This window comes from Hymenobacter armeniacus, assembly GCF_014699055.1.
Taxonomy (GTDB): domain Bacteria; phylum Bacteroidota; class Bacteroidia; order Cytophagales; family Hymenobacteraceae; genus Hymenobacter; species Hymenobacter armeniacus.
In genome coordinates, this window is record NZ_JACXAC010000001.1 from 900,167 (window position 1) to 920,069 (window position 19,903).

Annotated in this window: 15 protein-coding genes and 1 tRNA gene; 10 read left to right on the forward strand and 6 right to left on the reverse strand. The window is 60.9% G+C overall.

The genetic code is table 11. The features are described 5' to 3' along the window. Positions 1-41: 41 nt before the first annotated feature. From IC234_RS03970 to IC234_RS03980, 3 genes are all read left to right on the forward strand, one after another. Positions 42-1,436: an efflux RND transporter periplasmic adaptor subunit gene (locus tag IC234_RS03970; protein ID WP_190922523.1), complete on the forward strand. Its 1,395-nt coding sequence runs from the start codon at positions 42-44 to the stop codon at positions 1,434-1,436. A gap of 150 nt (positions 1,437-1,586) precedes the next feature. Beyond that, the gene (locus IC234_RS03975) at positions 1,587-2,576 is read left to right on the forward strand and encodes an NAD(P)H-dependent glycerol-3-phosphate dehydrogenase (RefSeq protein WP_223827448.1); all 990 of its coding nucleotides are present in this window, start codon (positions 1,587-1,589) and stop codon (positions 2,574-2,576) included. 30 nt (positions 2,577-2,606) lie between these two features. Further along, positions 2,607-3,035: an EamA family transporter gene (locus tag IC234_RS03980; protein ID WP_190922524.1), complete on the forward strand. Its 429-nt coding sequence runs from the start codon at positions 2,607-2,609 to the stop codon at positions 3,033-3,035. 13 nt (positions 3,036-3,048) lie between these two features. On the opposite strand, the gene IC234_RS03985 is transcribed toward IC234_RS03980, so the two are convergent. The 5 genes from IC234_RS03985 to pdxH are packed head-to-tail and all read right to left on the reverse strand — an operon-like array spanning position 3,049 to position 9,375. Continuing rightward, a complete protein-coding gene (locus tag IC234_RS03985; RefSeq protein WP_190922525.1) occupies positions 3,049-4,923 on the reverse strand; it encodes a hypothetical protein in 1,875 nt (624 codons plus the stop codon). 1 nt (position 4,924) lies between these two features. Further along, positions 4,925-6,709, reverse strand: a complete 1,785-nt coding sequence (locus tag IC234_RS03990) for a hypothetical protein (protein ID WP_190922526.1) — start codon at positions 6,707-6,709, stop codon at positions 4,925-4,927. 12 nt (positions 6,710-6,721) lie between these two features. Beyond that, positions 6,722-7,315, reverse strand: coding sequence for a Maf family protein (locus tag IC234_RS03995; protein ID WP_190922527.1), 594 nt, complete (start codon positions 7,313-7,315; stop codon positions 6,722-6,724). Then, a complete protein-coding gene (locus tag IC234_RS04000) occupies positions 7,312-8,664 on the reverse strand; it encodes a DUF1015 domain-containing protein (protein WP_317173320.1) in 1,353 nt (450 codons plus the stop codon). The genes IC234_RS03995 and IC234_RS04000 overlap by 4 nt, the downstream gene beginning before the upstream one ends. A 60-nt stretch (positions 8,665-8,724) precedes the next feature. Further along, on the reverse strand, positions 8,725-9,375 hold the full coding sequence (gene pdxH, locus IC234_RS04005; protein ID WP_190922528.1) for a pyridoxamine 5'-phosphate oxidase: 651 nt from the start codon (positions 9,373-9,375) through the stop codon (positions 8,725-8,727). Between the two features lie 243 nt (positions 9,376-9,618). Between pdxH and IC234_RS04010 the strand changes: the two genes are divergently transcribed. The 3 genes from IC234_RS04010 (at position 9,619) to IC234_RS04020 (ending at position 12,935) form a co-directional block, all read left to right on the forward strand. Next, positions 9,619-10,176 (forward strand): YqgE/AlgH family protein, encoded by a 558-nt coding sequence (locus IC234_RS04010; protein WP_190922529.1) that lies wholly within the window; start codon positions 9,619-9,621, stop codon positions 10,174-10,176. Positions 10,177-10,267: 91 nt separating this feature from the next. Next, entirely contained in the window at positions 10,268-12,736 is a 2,469-nt protein-coding gene (locus IC234_RS04015; RefSeq protein WP_190922530.1) for a DUF349 domain-containing protein, read from the forward strand. 126 nt (positions 12,737-12,862) lie between these two features. Beyond that, positions 12,863-12,935 (forward strand) — tRNA-Thr (locus IC234_RS04020). Positions 12,936-13,008: 73 nt separating this feature from the next. Here IC234_RS04020 and IC234_RS04025 read toward each other — a convergent pair. Further along, positions 13,009-13,821, reverse strand: coding sequence for a phosphatase PAP2 family protein (locus IC234_RS04025; RefSeq protein ID WP_190922531.1), 813 nt, complete (start codon positions 13,819-13,821; stop codon positions 13,009-13,011). 181 nt (positions 13,822-14,002) lie between these two features. Between IC234_RS04025 and IC234_RS04030 the strand changes: the two genes are divergently transcribed. The 4 genes from IC234_RS04030 (at position 14,003) to IC234_RS04045 (ending at position 19,090) form a co-directional block, all read left to right on the forward strand. Beyond that, a complete protein-coding gene (locus IC234_RS04030; protein WP_317173321.1) occupies positions 14,003-14,650 on the forward strand; it encodes an HD domain-containing protein in 648 nt (215 codons plus the stop codon). A gap of 62 nt (positions 14,651-14,712) precedes the next feature. Continuing rightward, the gene (locus tag IC234_RS04035) at positions 14,713-14,943 is read left to right on the forward strand and encodes a hypothetical protein (RefSeq protein ID WP_190922532.1); all 231 of its coding nucleotides are present in this window, start codon (positions 14,713-14,715) and stop codon (positions 14,941-14,943) included. Between the two features lie 145 nt (positions 14,944-15,088). Next, complete coding sequence (gene gyrA / locus IC234_RS04040; RefSeq protein WP_190922533.1) at positions 15,089-17,737, forward strand: DNA gyrase subunit A; 2,649 nt, start codon at positions 15,089-15,091, stop codon at positions 17,735-17,737. 195 nt (positions 17,738-17,932) lie between these two features. Next, positions 17,933-19,090, forward strand: coding sequence for a tetratricopeptide repeat protein (locus IC234_RS04045; protein ID WP_190922534.1), 1,158 nt, complete (start codon positions 17,933-17,935; stop codon positions 19,088-19,090). The last annotated feature ends 813 nt before the right edge of the window (positions 19,091-19,903 follow it).

The window sequence follows — 19,903 nt, forward strand, 5'->3', positions numbered from 1 at the left end:
CTGCAAACTGAATACCTACTTACTGAACAGATTACGCTTTCATGAAAAATAACCGTTTACTCTTCATTCTGCTCGGCCTCATCGTGGTGGGCCTGGTGGGCTACACCATGGCCAAGAAAAAAGGCTGGGTGGGCAAGCCCAGCGGCGTGGAAGTGCTGGTGGCCAAGGCCGGCCCCACCACCATCGTTGAGAAGGTGAGCGCCTCGGGCAAGGTGCAGCCCGAAACCGAAGTGAAAATCTCGCCCGACGTATCGGGCGAAATCATTGAGCTCTACGTGCAGGAGGGCGACTCCGTGCGCAAGGGCCAGCTGCTGCTCCGCATTCGCCCCGACAATTACCAGGCCCAGGTAAACATGCAGAGCGCCCAGGTGGGCACCCAGCGCGCCAACGTGGGCCAGGCCCAGGCCCGCCTGCAGCAGCTGCTGGCCTCGGCCAAGCAAACCGAGCTGACCTACCGCCGCAACGCCTCGCTGTACAAGCAAAAGGTGATTTCGCAGGCCGACTACGAAGCCAGCCAGGCCGCCTACAACGCCTCGCAGGAGGAAATTAACAGCGCCCGCCAGCAAATCCGGGCGTCGCAGAGCACGGTGAGCGCGGCCTCGGCTTCGCTGGAAGAAGCCCGTAAAAACCTCAACAAAACCACCATCTACGCCCCGGTGAGCGGCACGGTGAGCAAGCTCAATGTGAAAAAAGGCGAGCGCGTGGTGGGCACCACCCAGATGGCCGGCACCGAAATCATGCGCATTGCCAACCTCAACAACATGGAGGTGCGCGTGAACGTGAACGAGAACGACGTGAACAACGTGAACCTCGGCGACTCGGTGGAAGTGGAAGTAGACGCGTACAGCAACCAGGACGAGAAATTCCGCGGCCTGGTCACCAACATTGCCAACACCGCCAAAGACGCCCTCACCGCCGAAGCCGTGACCGAATTTGAGGTGCGCATTCGCCTGCTGCCCGAAAGCTACAAGCACTTGCTGCGCACCGTGCGGGGCCAAACCATTGTGCCCTTCCGCCCGGGCATGACGGCCTCGGTCGACATCATCACCGACCGCAAAAGCAACGTGCTGAGCGTGCCCCTGGCCGCCGTGACCACTCGGTCGGATTCCTCGGCGCTGAAAAAGAACGAGAAGAACGCCGAACGCGTGAGGGGCGCGGTGGTGGCTGCTGACGAAAAAGGTGGCCCCAAGCCCGAAATTCAGGAGGTGGTGTTTGTGGTGCGCGACGGCAAAGCCGTAATGACGCCCGTGAAAACCGGCATCAGCGACTTCCAGAACATCGAAATCCTGCGCGGCGTGAAAGCCGGCGACCAGGTGGTAAGCGGCCCCTTCCGGGCGGTGGCCAAAACCCTCAAAGACAAGGCAACGGTTGACATTAAAGACGAAAAGTCTCTCAACAAAGAAGCCTTGAAAGACGAGTCGAACGAGGACAAGTAAGCCCTGTTTCGCCTCCTGCAGCGTCATGCTTCGCGAAGTCGAAGCATCTTTACGGCCAAACCAAGCCTCGCTTGGCAAAGCGGTAGAGATGCTTCGGCACGCTCAGCATGACGTTTTGCTTTTTTCTCATTGCCCTCAATTCCCACCCACTTGGAAAAAATCGCCATGCTCGGCGGCGGCTCCTGGGCCACCGCCCTCACCAAAATCCTCAGCGAAAACGGCGCCCGGCTCGACTGGTGGCTGCGCTCGAAAGACGACGTGCAGCACCTGCTGCGCACCCGCCACAACCCGCGCTACCTCTCGGCCGTGCAGTTTGACCTGAACCGCGTGTACCCCACCACCGACCTCGAAGATGCCATCGAAGAGGCCGACTGGCTGGTGCTGGCCGTGCCGGCCGCCTTCGTGCAGCCGGTGCTCGATAAGCTGGACCGCGACGCGCTGAAACACAAGCGCGTGGTGTCGGCCATCAAGGGCATGATTCCGGGCAAGAACCAGCTCGTGACCGACTACGTGGCCGAGCGGTTCCGGCTGGGCCGGCACCAACTGGGCGTGATAGCCGGGCCCTGCCACGCCGAGGAAGTGGCGCTGGAAAAGCAGAGCTACCTCACCATTGGCTCGCCCGATGCGGGCCTGGCGCTGGAGTTTTGCGAGCTGCTGCGCAACCGCTTCGTGAGCGCGCACCCGGCCGCCGACCTCGACGGCATCGAATACTGCGCCGTGATGAAAAACATTATTGCCCTCACCGGGGGCATTGCGCACGGCCTGGGCTACGGCGACAACTTTCTGGCCGTGCTGGTGAGCAACGCGGTGCAGGAAATCCGCCGGTTTCTGCAGGCCATCAACCCGCAGCCGCGCGACCTTTCGGCCTCGGCCTACCTCGGCGATTTGCTAGTGACGGCGTACTCGCAGTTTTCGCGCAACCGCACCTTCGGCAGCATGGTGGGCCGCGGGTATTCGGTGAAATCGGCCCAGCTGGAAATGAACATGGTGGCCGAGGGTTACTACGCCGTGAAGTCCATCCACGAGCTTAACAAAAAGCTCAAAGTGAACATGCCCATCACCGAAGCGGCGTTTAATATCCTTTACGAACGAATTGCGCCGGCCGTGGAGCTGGAGATTTTGAAGGAGAAGCTGCGCTAAAACGTCCTTTCGCCACCACGTCACTCGCCCATGATAAATTGGCTCCCGCTCGCGCTGCTCACGGCCTTGTGCCTGGCGCTCTACAACTTTTTCATCAAGCTGGCCGCCAATCACCTGCCGCCGGCCGTGGGCGCGGTGGTGCTGCAGCTGGTGGCCGCCGCACTGGGCGCCGCTTGGCTGCTGAAACTGAAGCTGGCCGGGCAGCCGCTGAACGTATCGGGCAAAGGGCTGGCGCTGGCGGCATTGGCGGGCCTGGGTGTGGGTTTGGCTGAAATCCTCACGTTTGTGGTGTTTCAGCGGGGCGTGCCGTCGTCGGTGGGCACGCCCGTCATTGTGGGCAGCTCGGTGCTGCTTACGGCCCTGCTGGGGCTGGCAGTGCTCCGCGAAACCCTGGCGCTGCCGCAGGCCGTGGGCTTGGTGCTGGTGGTGGTGGGCATTGCGCTGCTGGCGCGGAGCTAGCGCGTGGCAGCGCTTATAAATCCTCGTTGAGGAACCAGTACGAGGGCATTCCGGCCGGTGCGGGACCGGTTACGGGCACGCGGTAAATTTCCACCTCGGTGTTGCGAAAAGCGGGCGCAAAATCGAAACGGGGCTGAAAATAGCCCCGCTTATCGGGGAAGGCGACTACGTAGGGATACGCCCGGCCGGGCACGGGGCGCCCATCGAGCTGCCAGGGCTGGCCGGGCAACTCCGACCGAAAATAGAGTCGCAAAAAGATGCTGTGCGTGGGCTCGGGCACCAGCACGGGGCCGTGCGGCTGCTGTGAGAGCCAGGCATAGGCCGCGTGGTAGTCGGCATTGTGCTGCTGCGGGATGCGGTTGTCGCGCCACAGGCTCACAAACTGGTAGCCCAACCAGGCCACGGCCACCAGCACCAGCGTGGGCCGGAAAGCCTTCCACTGGCGCACCCGGGGGTGCTGCAGCAGCCACTCCAGCACCATGGCCAGAATTACGAAGAAAAACAGGGCTTTGTAGAGCAGCGTGCGGCCCGGCGCAAACACGCGTTGGGCAATGAGCAGTACGTAGGGAACTGCGCAAAACCAGAACGCGGCGGGCGCCAGGCCCAACCACCAGGCGGCATGGGCGGCTGGCAACTGCCCTTTCCGGGCGCGTTGCAGCAGCAGCAGGGCAGTCACGCCGCCCACGAGGGTGAGCAGGGCTCCGGTCTTAATCTGACCCACCAGAAACCCTTCCGTTTCCCACAAATAAGCCGGCAGGCCCGCCACAAACTCGGCAAAGGGCCGCGGGGCCACGAAGCCGTTGCCGAAAAAGATGGCCGGCCCCGAAACAAACAGCACCGGCGAATAGAGCAGGAGGGTAGCGGCCACGGTTAGGCCTCCCGTAACCACTAGCCTCAGCAGGTTAATCTGGGATTTTTGGCGCAGAAAGCTCAGGCCAAGCCAGGAGTAGGCCGAGGCAATGACCACCGCGAAGGTGGGCACGGCATACGCCCCCGCTACGCCGCTGAGTACCAGCAGCGCCCACGCGGCGCGGGGTGCCCGGGTTTTGCCGGCCAGCGCCAGCGTGACGAAAAACATGACCCCGGCGCAGCCCGTCAGCAGCCAGTAGCCCCGCCCCACGGACGAATGATACACGCTTAGCTTGGAGAGGCTGAAGAGCAGCACCGCCACCGCGGCCGGCCGAAATGCCAGCCGACGGTGCAGCAGGCCCACCAGCAGCAGCACCGTGACGGCCGTGGTAGTAAGCAGTACTGGCAGCCGCATGGTCCACCAAAAGCTTGGATTAACGTGGTAAAACGCCCAGCTCAGCACGTTGGAGAGCACGTGGTTGTTGGGCAAGGGGTAGTAGCAGGCCGTGACGAACAAGCCCTGACTAACAAAGAGGGTATACGATGCCGCGTCATCGTATTCGGGCGTCACGGAAGCCAGGCTGAGGTAGGCGCGCAGCCCCGTGAGAACAGCCAGCCCCCACGCAGCCCAGCGTTTCTGGCGTGGGCTCAACGATTGTATGGTGTGCCACAGCGAGCCAGCGGCGGCTAGCAGACTCAGCCACAGAGCGCGAAGCTCCTGGCGTCCGGCCGGCAGGGCGGCTAGTAAGGTGGCCGCCGCGCCGCACCCGGCCGCCAACGCAGCCAGTAACTGCCAGGTGTGCGTCAGCTCCTGAGCCGTGAAAGGCCGGGTACGCCAGGTGTAGAAAGGGAAGATGGCATCCAGCTGCCGCGCCTCCTGCCAGGTGGTGTGGTGCAGAATGAATGCTGCGTACCCGGCACATAAGCCCAGCAGCACGAGTCCGCAAAGCAGGAAAAAGGACCACGCGAACGGCGCGGGCTCAGCCTGCGGTGGGGTGGGTGAAAACGACTCGGTAGGAGTGAGCAAAGCGGGCGGCATGTTAGTTGGGGAGGTGCGCGCGCACGGGGCGCGGAACTTGAATTGCAGCTGGCAGGCGATAAATAATGACCATCTCGTCTGCGTATCCAGGCTGCAATGGCAGGTTGCTGGCCCACGCGGGCCGGGTGGCCGCCTGCTCTTTGCCCCACACCACGTAGCGCACGGGGCCGGTGGGCGCATACTGCAGGGGCAGGGGGCGGTGGGCTAGCAAGCTCAGGTGGTAGAACAACAGGCCGTGATAAGACGCACCCACAAATACCGGCCCGGCCGGCTGATGACTGAGCCAGTTGTACGCCCGCGTGACTTTTTGCGTCTGGGTCCGGCTGCGGAGCAATACCGGCACTTGGGACCTGATTGCCGCAAACTTCACCACAAAAATCCCAAGCAGCAACCCACCAACCACCGGCCTGAGCCCGCGAGGCGACTGGTGCCGCCAGGCCCAATCGGCGGCCAGGGCCAGCAGCACGTACAGAAAGTAAGTGGTGAACAGCAAGACGCGGGCCGGGATGTAAAACTGCCTGGCCAGCATGACGGGTGCAGGCAGCACGAGCAAGGCCCAGCACAGACCCGCCAGCCAACGGGTGTCGGGCCCGACGCCGGGCCGGGCCAGGAGTGCAGGCGTACCCACTGCCACTGCCGCCCACAACAGCAACGCGCCGCGGGGTGGCCCGTACAGCAGCCCCGCCGTCTCATACAGGTAGGCCTTGCCGGAAGCTAGGAAGTCCGCCAGTGAGTGCGCCTCCAGGTAGCGGTTTGCCAACAACCGCTGCCAACCCGAAATGCAGCCCACCGGGTAGTAGAGCAGCGCCGTGAGCAGGCCAATGGCCGCGAGTGCTGCAACGGTCTGCGCAAGCAAGGTCTGGCGCGAAGCACCGGAACGCGCGCCTGCTACCAGCAACCCGGCCGCCAGCGCCAGCAGCGGCACGGCAAACGTGGGCACGGCGTATAAGCCAGCGGTGCAGCTCAGTATAAATGTTGCCCAAGCCAGCCGCCGGCAAGGGCGATGAGTGACCAGGCAGAACACCGCAAAAAATGCCGCCAGCAGGCCGGTGAGCTGCAGAAAATAGCCCCGCCCCGACGCCGCATAGGTGAGGCTGACGGTGCTGAGCCCAAACAGAGCCGTGGCCAGCGTGGCCACCCGAAACCCGCGAAAATGCGTGAGCAGCAGGTAGCCCAGGCCCATGCCCGCCGTAGCGGCGAGCAACGAAGGCAGCCGCATAATGAGCCGCACTTGGCCCGGCAGCAGCAGCTTCAGCGGCCAGCACAGCAGGTTGTACAGCACGTGGTTGTTGGGGATGGGGTAGAAGCTGGTGATGGCCACAGGCCCTTGGTGCACAAAGGCATCGTAGGAAACCAACTCGTCGGGGCTCAGCGAGTCGGTCAGCAGCCAGCCCAGCTGCAGGGCCAGCAAGCTCACCAGCACCGCTGCGCCCAGTGCCCTTTCACGCTTCGTCAGTCTAACCAGAGTGCGTTTCAACACGAGTCGCACCTGAGCCATTTCCTGGCCCAAAAGGCGAAACTCTTCCCGAAACGCATCCATCCGAAGCAAGGCCACGCTGACTAGCGCGCTACCGCCTGCCACGGCCCAGATACCTCCTCGGAGCAATGCCAGTTCACCTTGCGCAGCCGGCAGGGCAAGGAACTGAGGCCCATCGGGGTAATACTCAAAATAGGCGACTTGCCCGAGATGCGCCACTGCCGCCTGTGCGCCAAAGCTAAATACCAGCGCCAGCAGGACACTTACGCCCAAGGCTCCCAGCGCGGCCACCAGCAGAATCAGGCGCATGCGGCGGCAGGATTAATGGTGGGCGGGCTGCAGCGTGGGCAGTGCGCCCAGCGCTTGCAGCTCCGCCCACACGCGGTGCACGGGCAGGCCCATCACGTTGAAATACGAGCCCTCGAGGCGCGTCACGCCCACCATGCCTATCCAGTCTTGCGCGCCGTAGGCCCCGGCTTTGTCGAAGGGCCGGGCAGTGGCGATGTAGTGGGCAATTTCGGCCGGGCTCAGCGGGCGAAAGTGCACCGTGGTCTGGTCCGAAAACACGGTTTCGCGGCCGTCGCCGCAGCGCAGGCACACGCCCGTGAACACGTCGTGGGCGCGCCCCTGCAGCCGGGTGAGCATGGCTGTGGCCTCGGCTACGTCGGCGGGCTTGTTCAGCACGTCGTCATCGAGGCACACAATGGTATCGGCGGTGAGCACCACTTCGTCGGGCGCCAGGCCGGCCACATAGGCCGAGGCTTTGCGGGCGGCCAGGTATTCGGCCACTTGGGCGCGCCGAAGGTGCGGCGGGAAGTCCTCGTCTACGTCCACCAGCCGCACTGCGTAGGGCAGGCCCAGGTCGGTGAGGAGTTGGCGGCGGCGGGGCGAGTTGGACGCTAGTATCAGTTTCACGAAGGCAGGAGCGGGATGTGGAAGTAGTCGGTAAACTCGTTGCCGGCTTCGTCGTCGGCGATGCTGCTGAACAGGAAGCCGCCGAGGGTTTTGGGGTAAAAAAACGTCGATTTAGGCGGCATCACGGCGCCGGAGTGGCATACGGCTTCCACCTCGGCCATGCTCACCTCGTTCACAATGAACGCCGCCTGGGCTTCGCCGCGGTCCACGCGCTGCAGGCACTCGGCAAAGCTGCGCACGTAGGCCACGCCCGGCCACGCCCGCTGGGCATCGGCCCCCACAATGCCCAACACCCGCTCGAAAACAAAATAATGAAGCACCGTCAAGTCGAGGGCTTTCACCTCGTCGGTGGTCGGCCAGCTCAGCTGGGCGTGGGCCTCGGGCTTCAGGCGGAGCTTGTAGGCCTGCCCGCCGGTGTAGAGCCCAAAGGCCCATGGCTTGCCGGCGATGATTTCGGGCAGGTCGTTGGCGTCTTCTTTGGGCGTCACCACGAAGAACTGCTCCAGCTGGGGCAGCAGGGCTGCCATGCGTTGGCCCGTGGGCACTTCCAGCAGCAGCCGGTGCGTGGGCAGAATGCGCAGGTCATCGGCCGCCGCGTTGGTGAGGTACATCAGGTGGTAGTTCCAGGGCTCGCGGCCGGTGGCTTCGCCGCCCGCGGCCAGCTCGCGGGCCTGCCGATAGGCCAGGGAACCCTCGTAGCGGTGGTGCCCATCGGCCAGAATGACTTGCCGGCTGGCCAGCACCTGCTGAAAGCGCCGGATGATGGCTGCGTCCTGAATCACGGCCAGCACGTCGCGCGCGCCCTGGTAGTCTTCTTCGGTTTCGTAGAGCGGCGAGCGCATGGCTTCGTCCAGGTAACTTTCCAGTTCGAAGTCGTCGTCGCGGTACAGGCCGTGCGTGGCGCTGGTTTGAAACTCGGTGCGGGCCAGCAGCTCGGCCCGGTCGTTCACCGAGGCCGGCAGCGTGTTCTCGTGCCGCAGCACCACGCCCTCGTCCCAGTCGTAAGCCCGAATGTGGCACATGAAGCCTTTGCGGCAATACTCCCGCGTGCTGCCCGGCAGCCGGAAATATTGATAGTAGGCATAAATACCCGGCAGCTGGTCTTGCCGCAGCACGCCCGTGGTTTTCCATTCCTGCAGGCGCTGCGCCGCGGCGGCGGCGGCATCGTCGCCGCGCGGCACCGAGAGGTGAATCGAGTTCAGCGGGTTGCGGTACAAGGCCTCGCGCTGCTTTGGCGACACCACGTCGAACAGCGGCGAAACAAAGTCATCGATGTGGGCGCTCAGCGTTGGGTTGTAGCGCCAGCCGCGCAGGGGTTGAATTTCGGCCAAGGGGATGCAGTGAGGCATGAAAAAGAAGGTGGAGGACAGGTGCGGGGCAAAGTCCTCAAGTTCCATTGGCTGCTTGATTTACGGGGCCAAGCGGCTGCGCTGCCAGCTGCCACCGGCCAGCTCGTACACGATGCGGTCGTGCAGACGGCTCGGGCGGCCTTGCCAGAACTCGATGCGCTGGGGGCGCAGAATGTAGCCGCCCCAGTGCGGGGGGCGCGGCAGCGGGTCCTGGTCATGAAACCGGTCGGCCACCTCGGCTTCGCGAGCTTCCAGCTCTTCGCGGCTGCCAATGAACTGGCTTTGGGGCGACGCCCAGGCGCCCACCTGGCTGCTGCGCGGGCGGCTCTGAAAATATTCGGTCGACAGCGCCTCGGGCGCCTTTTCGATGCGGCCTTCCACGCGCACCTGTCGCTCCAACCCGGGCCAGAAAAAGTTGATGGCCGCCAGAGGATGGGTTTCCAACTCCTGGCCCTTGCGCGAGTCGTAATTGGTGTAAAACAAAAAGCCGGCGTTATCGGGCAGACCTTTCAGCAGCACCACCCGCGAGGAGGGCTGTCCGGTGGCCCCCACGGTGCTTAGCGTCAGCGCCGTGGGCTCGTCTACCTGCGCCGCCAGGGCCTCGTCGAGCCACACCCGAAATTGGGCCACCGCATCGGGCAGCACATCGGCTTCGGACAAGGTGCGTTGCGCGTAGGTTTTGCGCAGGTCTGCTAACTGTGGGTCAATCATGGCGTTTTCTATGCTAAGCCGTTCCGGATTGGACAGCTGCCGTGGGCGTTACGTACAAGCCAAAAAGGAACATTTTTGGCCAGGCTTCAGTCTTACCTTACCCACGTGGCCGGAGCAAGGCGGTGCAAGTTACGACCGACTCCAAAGGCTGGCGCGCCGCCGCGCCGCTTTCGGCCTCATCGCCCTTGGCGGTACAATGAGCCAGCAGTGGCCCGCAACTCCACCTTCTCTTCCGAACTAAATATGCGTCCCGGTACCCTCCTCATCTCTCAGCCCTTTCTGGGCGACCCCAACTTTGAGCGCAGCGTGGTGCTGCTCTGCCGCGACGAGCCCGCAGAAGGCACGTTCGGCCTTGTCCTCAACCGCCAGACCAACCTGACCCTGGGCGATGTGCTCGACCTGCCTGCGGAAGTGGCCGCGGCCGCGGGCGCCTTGCCCATCTACGTGGGCGGCCCCGTCGAGCCCAATACGCTGCACTACCTGCACCGGCGCGCCGACCTGCCCGGGGCCGTGGACCTGGGGCAGGACGTGTACTGGAGCGGCGACTTTGAGCTGCTGCTGGGCCTGCTGGGCAGCGGCGTGGTATCCGGCGACGAGGTGCGCCTGTTCGCGGGGTATTCGGGCTGGTCGGCGGGCCAGTTGGCCGCCGAAATGCAGGGCGATAGTTGGATACGGCACCCCGCAAGCGCCGGGAAAGTGTTTACTTTGGCATCTGATGCCTTTTGGCGAGACATTTTGCGGGAAAAAGGCGGCCGCTACAAGGTGCTGTCCAACTATCCCGTCGACCCTCGCCTGAACTAATGGGTTGCTGAGGCCCTAAATTTGTTTTATTCCACTCTTTTTTTGCGCGCTGCTCTGGCCTCCACGGTGAGGCTGGCTTTTACGAAGTTCTATGGCTGCTGAAGAAAACCCCACTGCCCCGCAAGCCGGCGGCGCCGATGCGTCGGCGGAAGACCGGATGACCATTTTGCAACGCCGCCTGGCCGAGATTCAGGGCCGCGCTGCCGGTACGGAAACCCCCGCATCTGGCGCGAGCCAGACCGAGCTTCCCGCGCAGGGCTCGCCCGCCCTGCCCGAGAGCGAGCCCGCCGGTGCCGGCACCGCCGAACCCGCGCCTGATGCGCCGGCGGCCCCCGCGCCTGCTAGTGCCCCGGCCCCCGGTACCCCCGAAGCCGCTGCCGCCGCCGAAACCGCCGCCCACGTGCCCGATTCGGTGACGACGGATGGCCACGACATGTCGGCCCCGCAGGCACGTGCCGTAGCCCACTACGGTGCCGAAATGGCCGTGCCGGCGGAAGAGCCAGCCGTCACGCCTTCGCCCGAAGCGCTGCCTGCCCAGGAGCAGATTGCCAGCGCCAAGCCGGCGCCCATAGCCGACCCCGAAACCAGCCTCAGCGGCACCGGTGACGCGGCGACGGTAGAAGACACTGCCCCGGCGCCCACCGTGGCCCTGCACGCAGCCGAAGACTTGGAAAACGCTTCCGAGGGCGTGGCACATCTCCCGACGTCGGAAGAAACCCCGTTGAACGCTGCTCCGGCCGACGTGGCTGCCATCGACGCGGGCCAGGAGCCCACGGGCGAAGCCGGCAGCGCCGACAGTGCGGAGCCGGAAGCCACCGAACTGGCAGTGCCCGATTTCACTTCCCTCGACCTGCCGGCGCAGGCGGCTTATCTGGTTGACCTGATTCGGCGGCCCGATGCCCGCCGGCACCGCAAGCAGATTCAGGACCTCACGCGCCAGTACGAAGCTAATGTGGGCTTGGCCCGCAGTGCCGCCCGTCAGAAGTTTGCCGAAGGTGGCGAAGGCGCCGAAGCTTTCGCCTTCCAGCAGCCCGAAGGCCACCAGGAGCTAAATAAGGCCTTGCAGGAATTCCGCGAAAACCGCGCGAAAGACGCTAAAGCTGAAGACGCCAGCCGCGCCGACAACCTCATCAAGAAGCGCCAGCTGCTCGACCAGCTGCGCGGCTTGGTAGAAGCGGCCGAAACCAAGGACAGCTCGGCCAAGCTGAAGGCCCTGCAGGCCGAGTGGAAGGCCACTGGTGCCGTGCCGCAGTCCGACAGCCAGAGCATCTGGGACACCTACCACGGTTTGCTCGACATCTACTACAGCAAGCAGGGCCAGTTCCTGCAGATGAAGGACCTCGACCGCCGCCGTAATCTAGAGGCCAAAGAAGCCCTCATTAAGCGCGCCGAGGCCCTGGCCCAGGCGCCCGGCATCAACAAGGCGCTGGATGAGCTGACCAAACTGCACGAAGACTGGAAGAACATCGGCCCGGTGCCCAACGACCAGCGCGAGCCGTTGTGGCAGCGCTTCATTGCCGCCTCCGATGTGCTCCACCAGCGCCGCAAGGAGTTTGTGGACCAGCGCTCCACCCAGGAGAAAGCCAACTTGGTGGTGAAGCAAGCCCTGCTGGAGCGTGTGCTCCCTTTCGCCACCTTCGAAACCGACCGGGTGAACCTGTGGCGTTCGAAAACCGACGAGTTGCAGGAAATCAAAGCCGAGTGGGAGGCCGCCGGCCTCGTGCCGCGCGCCCAAGCCGATGCGTTGAACAAGCAGTACTGGGCCGCCTACAAGGCGTTTTTCAACCGCAAAAACGAATTCTTTAAGTCGCTGGACAATGAGAAATCGGCCAACGTGAAAGCCAAGCAGGCGCTTATCGACCAGGCCGAAGAAGCCCAGAATAACCCCGACCACGACGCGGCCCGCCAGGTTATCATTCGGGTGCAGAAGGAGTGGAAGGAAGTGGGCCGCGTGCCCGACAAGCTGGCCGACAAGCTCTGGCACCGCTTCCGCGCCGCCTGCGACGCCGTGTTTGAGCGTCCCAAGCAGGAAGCCCGCCAGCGGGAAGAGAAAGTGCAGCAGGCTTCGGTGGAGCAATCGGCCCATCTCGATAAGATTGCCGAGCAGGTGAATGCCCTCACGGCCGACAGCCCTGGTTCGCTGGAAGGATTCCGCGAAATTCTGGCCGGCTGGGCTACTGAGTTTGACCCCACCGACGAGCAGCCCACTCGCGGCACCGCCGACCGCAGCGAGGAGCAACTGCTCAGCCTGCTGGGCAAGTACCTCGACCACGTGCCCGGCCTGAGCTACGACGACCGCACCAACCTGTTGTTCCAAACCGAAGTGGCCCGCCTCAAAGCCCGTCCGCACGCGCAGCAGCAGCTCACCCGTAAGGAAATGGCCCTGCGCAAGGAAATCAACGAGCTGGAAAACGATGCGGCCACCCTGCAAACCAACCTCGATTTCTTCGCTCGCTCGAAAAATGCGAACCAGCTCCGCGAGGAGTACCAGGGCCGCATCGCCGAAGGCCAGAAGCGCATCGAGGCCCTCAAAAAGCAACTGAAAATGATTCGCAGCTAAGGCGCGTATCACACCCCAGAAAATCAGAAAGGCCCGCCGAAAATTTCGGCGGGCCTTTTTTTGGGAAATAGTCGGGTTTTGGCTGGCATAAGTGTGGCACCCGGCGTACTTTTGTGCCACCAAACAGCCGCCTTAGCTCAGTTGGTAGAGCTTCTGACTTGTAATCAGAGGGTCGTTGGTTCGAGTCCGACAGGCGGCTCACAGGTAAAAGCCCGGCAAACATCTTCATCTGGAAGAGCGTTTGCCGGGCTTTTTCGCTGCTGTGAAAGGCTTTATTTTGGGCGCCACGTCACGCTCATGCCCATGCCGCCCGAGGGGCTCCAGAGGGGCATGGCGCTTACGTCGCGCCCTATGGGCTTGCGGCCCCAACGGTTGCGGTGGGAGAGGTAGGCCAGGTGGGCCGAAAGGATGCCTACACCGGCGCCGGCCACCACGTCGCTCTGCCAGTGCTTGTCGTTTATCATGCGCAGGGCGGCCACACTTGTGGCTATGGTGTAGGCGCCGATGCCGTACCACTGGCTTTTGTCGCGAAACTCGGTGTGCACGATGCTGGCCGCCAGAAACGCCTGCGCCGTGTGCCCCGACGGAAATGACAGGTTGTTGGATTGGTCGGGGCGTTCTATTGCGGTGAGGGTTTTTATCACGTACACGGTAGACAGCATGATGGCCTCGCTTTTGAGTACAATAAGCGCCAGGTTCACCCGGTCGTCGCGGGAGTCGACGCCAGCCAGCAGTACGCCCCCAATTTCGAGATAAGGCGCCCATTGCAGGTAGTCGTCGACGTGGGTGCGGTAGCTGCCAAACACGCGGCGGATGTCATTGTGGGCATCGTAGGAGCTGTAGAGGCCGTGGCCGTTGATGGTGCTCGCGCCATAGCCAATGAGCACTGCTGGCACAATGGCCGCCCGAAAGCCCTTGCTTTTGAGGAAGGGCTTTTTGCCCTGCGAAACGCCGCCGGGGTTTTCGTACTTGTGGGTGGTGTCGGCTGGGGCCGGTTGTGGCGTTTGGGCGTTGGCTTGTTCGGGCAATGCGCCCAAGGGCAGGAAGAAAGCCACGGCCAGGAGCTTTCGGATGAGTGGGGTCATAGCAGAGAGGGTTTCTTGGCGCGAAGTAAGCAGGCGACGGCGCTGCGGTCTGGTTTTTCGATGGGGCAGGAGCGGGGAGAAGCGCGGGCAAGGCTGTTCCAGTACTTTTGCCAGGCCGTCTTACGCGGCACGCGGCTTGCGCGCCGAAGCGCAGCCGCGCTTACCCTGATTGATTTTTCTAGTGGATTTAATTACGAAAACCGCCGCGTTCGTGGAGGAGAAATTTACCGGCGAAGGCAGTGGCCACGACTGGGCACACATTCGCCGCGTCTGGCTGATGGCGCGCCACTTGGCCCAGGAGTCGCCGGCAGCCGATGCCGAAGTCACGGAACTCGCCGCGTTGCTGCACGACATCGCCGACTGGAAATTCCACGGCGGCGACTACGAAGCCGGGCCGCGCGCCGCCCGGGAGTGGCTGCAAACCCAGGGCGCTGCCGAAGCGCTGATTGCGCGCGTCGAAACCATCATTCGGGAAGTGTCTTTCAAAGGGCTGGGAGTGGCCACGCCGGTTTCGTCGGTTGAGGCGGCGCTGGTGCAGGACGCCGACCGGCTCGATGCCATCGGCGCCGTGGGCATTGCCCGGGCGTTTGCGTACGGCGGCCACAAAGGCCGCGCCCTGCACGACCCCGCCGTGGCTCCCGTGGCGCACGACAGCTTTGCCAGCTACCAGCAAAACACCGCGCCGACGCTCAACCACTTCTATGAAAAGCTGCTGCACCTCAAAGACCGCATGCACACCGCTGCCGGCAAAGCCGTGGCGGAGCAGCGCCACGCCTACATGGAAGGCTTCGTGGCCCAATTTTTGGCCGAATGGGACGGACAAGCCTGATGAGTCCGGCGCGGCCTGATTGTTCGGGGGCCGTCGCTCGCCACAACTGCTACCTTTGCGCCATGAAGTTGCTGCTCCGTTTGTTTTCGTCTTTGTTGCTGCTGTTGGCCGTGGGCTGCCGCACGTGCCCCATCGAGTCCTGCCACACCCGCAAGGTGCACCTGCACAGCGGCGTGAAGTACCACGGGCAACCCTTCTGGAAGATGCAGAACCCAGCCATTGGGCAAAAAATCAAGACTTACAATCCCAAAGCCGGGAAGAACCCGCAGGACAAGAGCAAGACGTTGAAATAGTCCTACTCAATGTCCCAAAAAAGGCCACAGCGCTTGTCGTTGTGGCCTTTTTGTCGTATCTTCGCGTGCGTATAAAGAACCATTCACCCTGCGGCTAAAAAGTCCCTTTTAAGGGTATTTACTTGGTCGCCTATCAACCCCCTCAATGGCGGAAGGCGAAAAAATCATTCCGATTAACATCGAAGACGAGATGCGGGGCGCCTACATCGACTATTCGATGTCGGTTATCATCTCCCGGGCCCTGCCCGACGTGCGCGATGGCCTGAAGCCCGTGCACCGGCGCGTGCTTTACGGCATGAGCGAGCTGGGCGTGGGCTACAACAAATCCTACAAAAAATCGGCCCGTATCGTGGGCGAGGTGCTCGGTAAGTACCACCCGCACGGCGATACTTCCGTGTACGACACCATGGTGCGCATGGCCCAGGACTGGAGCCTGCGCTACCCGCTCGTGGACGGCCAGGGCAACTTTGGCTCCGTCGACGGCGACTCGCCGGCCGCCATGCGCTACACCGAGGCCCGCCTCAAGCGCATCGCCGACGAAATGCTGGGCGACCTCGACAAAGACACCGTCGATTTCCAGCCCAACTTCGACGACTCGCTGGAAGAGCCCAGCGTGCTGCCCGCCAAATTCCCGAACCTGCTGGTGAACGGCACTTCGGGCATTGCCGTGGGCATGGCCACCAACATGGCCCCCCACAACCTCACGGAAGTGGTGAACGGCATCATTGCCTACCTCGACAACCCGGATATCACCGTGGCCGAGCTGATGCAATACGTCACGGCGCCGGACTTCCCCACCGGTGGCATTATTTACGGTTACGAGGGCGTGAAGCAGGCGTTCGAAACCGGCCGGGGCCGCGTGGTGATGCGTGCCAAAGCCACCTTCGAAACCACTAAAACAGGCAAAGAGCAAATCGTCGTCACCGAAATTCCCTATATGGTGAACAAGGCGTCGATGATAGAAAAAACCGCGGCGCTCATCAATGACAAAAAGATTGAGGGCATATCGGACATGCGTGACGAGTCGGACCGCGACGGCATGCGCATCGTCTACGACCTCAAACGTGACGCCATGCCCAGCGTGGTGCTGAACAATCTGTTCAAATACACGCAATTGCAGAGCTCCTTCGGTGTCAACAACGTGTGCCTGGTAAAGGGCCGCCCTATGACGCTGAACCTGCAGCAGCTCATCCACTACTTCGTGGAGCACCGCGCCGAAATTATCATTCGCCGCACCAAGTACGAGTTGGCCGAAGCCCAAAAGCGCGCCCACATTCTGGAAGGCCTGCTCATTGCGCTCGACCATTTGGATGAGGTAATTGCCCTCATCCGCGGCTCGCGCGACCCAGAAGTGGCCCGCGGCCAGCTCATCGAGCGTTTCGCGCTGAGCGAAGTGCAGGCCCGCGCTATTCTCGACATGCGTCTGCAGCGTCTCACCGGCTTGGAGCGCGACAAGATTGTGGCCGAATACAACGAGCTGATGAAGCTCATCGACTACCTGAAGTCGGTACTGGAGTCAGATGTGTTGCAGCGCGGCATCATCAAAACCGAACTGGAAGACATTCGCGAGCGGTACGGCGACGCCCGCCGCACAGAAATCAACTACCAGGGCGGCGACTTCTCGACGGAGGACATGATTGCCGACGAATCGATGGTCATCACCATCAGCCGCGAAGGCTACATCAAGCGCACCAACTTGGACGAGTACCGGGCCCAGGGCCGGGGAGGGGCCGGCTCGCGCGGTGCCATCTCGAAGAAGGACGACTTCACCGAGCACCTCTTCGTGGCCACCACGCACGAGTACCTGCTGTTCTTCACCGAGCTCGGCCGCGTGTTCTGGCTGAAAGTATACGAAGTGCCGGAAGGAGGGAAGGCTACCAAGGGGCTGCCCATTCAGAACCTCATCGAGATTCCGCGTGAAGACAAGGTTCGCTCGGTGCTCAACGTGCGCGGCCTTAAAGACCCCGATTACCTCGAAAACACTTTCCTGATGTTCTGCACGGAGCAGGGCACCGTGAAGAAGACCCCGTTGGAAGCGTATTCGCGTCCGCGCACGGCGGGCATCAACGCCATCACCATCAACGAAGGCGACCGGATTCTGGACGTGCAATTGCTCACGCCCAACGCGGAGGTGATTCTGGCTTCGCGGACGGGGCGCGCGGTGCGCTTCAACGAAAGCGAAGCTCGTTCCATGGGCCGTTCGGCAGCTGGCGTGCGGGGCATTCGCCTCGAAGACGTGCCCGGCAACCGCGTGGTGGGCATGGTGTGTGTGGCCGACCCCACGCAGGAACTGCTGGTGGTGAGCGAAAACGGCTTTGGCAAGCGCAGCCAGCTCGAAGAGTACCGCGTGACCAAGCGCGGCGGCAAGGGCGTGCGTGCCATGAAGCTTACCGAAAAGACGGGCAACCTGGTGGCTATCAAAGACGTGAATGATGGCGACGACCTGATGATTATTAACAAATCGGGCATCACCATTCGCCTCCGTATGAGCGACTTGCGCACCATTGGTCGGGCCACTCAAGGCGTTCGTCTCATCAAGATTAGCGCCAACGACGAAATTTCTTCCGTGGCCAAAGTAGAAGCAGAAGAGAAAGACGAAGAGGCCACCAGCGCTGCCTTGCTGGTGGGTGCCGAGGGCGCAGTAGGCGCTGACGGCACGCAGGCCAGCGTTGGTGTTTTGGGCCCGGAGGCAGACGATGCCGATGAGCTGGATGACGACGAACTGGACGAGGAAGAAGACGACGATTCCGACGATTCGGATGATGATTCGGCAGAAGAAGCCGATTTGGCATAATTGCTGAATAGGAGCGAGGCGGTCCATTTGGGCCGCCTCCTTTATTTTTGGCGAACTCAAGGCCAGTTCCGTTCGTTTCGGCTGCGTTGCTGGCTTATCACTCACTTACCTTTTTCCTTTTTCCGCTCCGTTTGTGGTGGCAGCTATCATAGCACAGGCTACACCGGCACCACGAAGGGCACATTCCCAACATTTATGAAGAAGACTTTTTTGACCTTCGCGATTGGTGCTTCGCTGTCGGCAGGCTTGCCGGTTGTTGTTTCCGCGCAAACTTCGGCCGTGACCAATGCGATTCTCAATCAGCGTTCCGGATTGCTCGACAAGGCTCGCGTGGAAATCGATAAAGCTATTGCGAACGAAAAAACGAGTGGCAAGGCTAAAACCTGGTACACGCGCGGTGAAATCTACCAAGGTATGCTTGAAAGCCCGATTTATGGCAAGCAGCTGCAGCCTGGCGAGGGCCTGCAAAAAGCCGTTGAATCGTATAACAAGACGATTGAGTTGGACTCGAAGACCGGTGAGTTTGGTAAGCAGGCTGTCGCCAAGATGGACAACCTCTACGGGTTCGCCTTCAACGATGCGGTGAACAGCTACAACGCCAAAGACTACGACAAAGCCATTGCCAGCTATAAACTAGCTTCGCAGCTCAAGCCGCAGGATACCACCGCCGTATTGTATTCAGCGTATGCCTACGAAGCCAAGCAGGACTATGCCGGAGCCAAGGCGAGCTATAACCAACTGCTCGGCATGAACTACAAGTCGGCCACCTTGTACACGCGCTTGTTGCAAATGGCCAAACAGCAAAAGGACGATGTCGAGGCAGCCAAAGTGCTGCAGCAAGCCTTGGCAGCCTACCCGAACAACAAGACGTTCATGCTCGAGGACCTAAATCTTTCGCTTGCGTCGGGCAAGGGACCGGAAGCGTTGGATAAAATCTCGAAAGCCATTGCTGCCGACCCGTCCAATTCGAACCTGTATGCTGTGCGTGGGTCAATGTATGACCAGCAGAAGAAGTCGGACTTAGCGCTGGCGGATTATCGCAAAGCGGTCGAGCTTGACCCCAACAACTTTGATGCTCAGTTTAACCTAGGTGTCTACAATTATAACAAAGCTGCCGATGCGTATACCAAAGCCAGCAAGATGGACCTGAAGGCGTATCAGGTTAGTGGCAAGAAACTGGAGTCAGAAGGCAAAAAGTATTTTGAAGCTTCGGTGCCTTATTTTGAGAAGGCGTTGCAGTTACAGCCTGACGACCGCAACACTCTTGCTTCGTTGCAAAAAGTGTATTTCCGTCTTGGTCGCACTGCGGATTCTGAGCGCCTAAATGCTAAGCTTCAGTCGCTTAAAAAGTAAACACAAGGACTTATAGTGGGGGAGCCCGGCTGCGAATGCAGTCGGGCTTTTTCATTGGTTAAGTGATTGCCCGAATTTTTATGACTCATAACTTAACATAATATAAATTATAAGACAATTTTAGATTTGTTTGCTGACTTGGCTAGTGTGTAGAAAAATAAGTCAAGAGTTATTCAATGGTTATGAATTAGATGTTACTTCAGGTTTGAAAATACAACCAGATTCGCGGCTCTTTGAAACTAGTTATCTAAGTGGATGATGAGCCGACCTGCTGTCATAAGTAAGGGCTTTTGCTTCAGATTCATTTGCCGACCAAAGTTTTGAAACACAGCTACAGTATATACATCTATTCCTGAAGCATCATTGTGTTTTAAAAAGCCGTAACGCGCAAAGAAGGCATAAGAGATTGATTCAATTGAGTATTTTTTCCTTCAGCGGAATGCAGACGGGTTTTAAGTGGTTGGTTTCTCGTTTATGCTCCTTCACTTGCTTTTCTGCAAAGAGACTTCGTTGAGTCGTTTACAACCGGTTTCATCATGTATCGCTTAGTCCAAGCAAAGGCAAATTACAATATGATGGATGCAGTACAAAAAAGTTTAAAAAATGAAGAAATTTTATACTTATAAATACTTTTTATATAAGCCTAGATAATATGATGCCTATTGTTGTAAAGTTTATCATGCAGTAAATTAGTATCTCATGTTACAGGGCTGCAACAGATGCTCTAGAAAAACAGAAATTATATGCTGCTAAGAAGTTTTAATGTTTTGTTACTTTAACACTTTCAGGCCGTAAATAGACAAATTTAAAGCA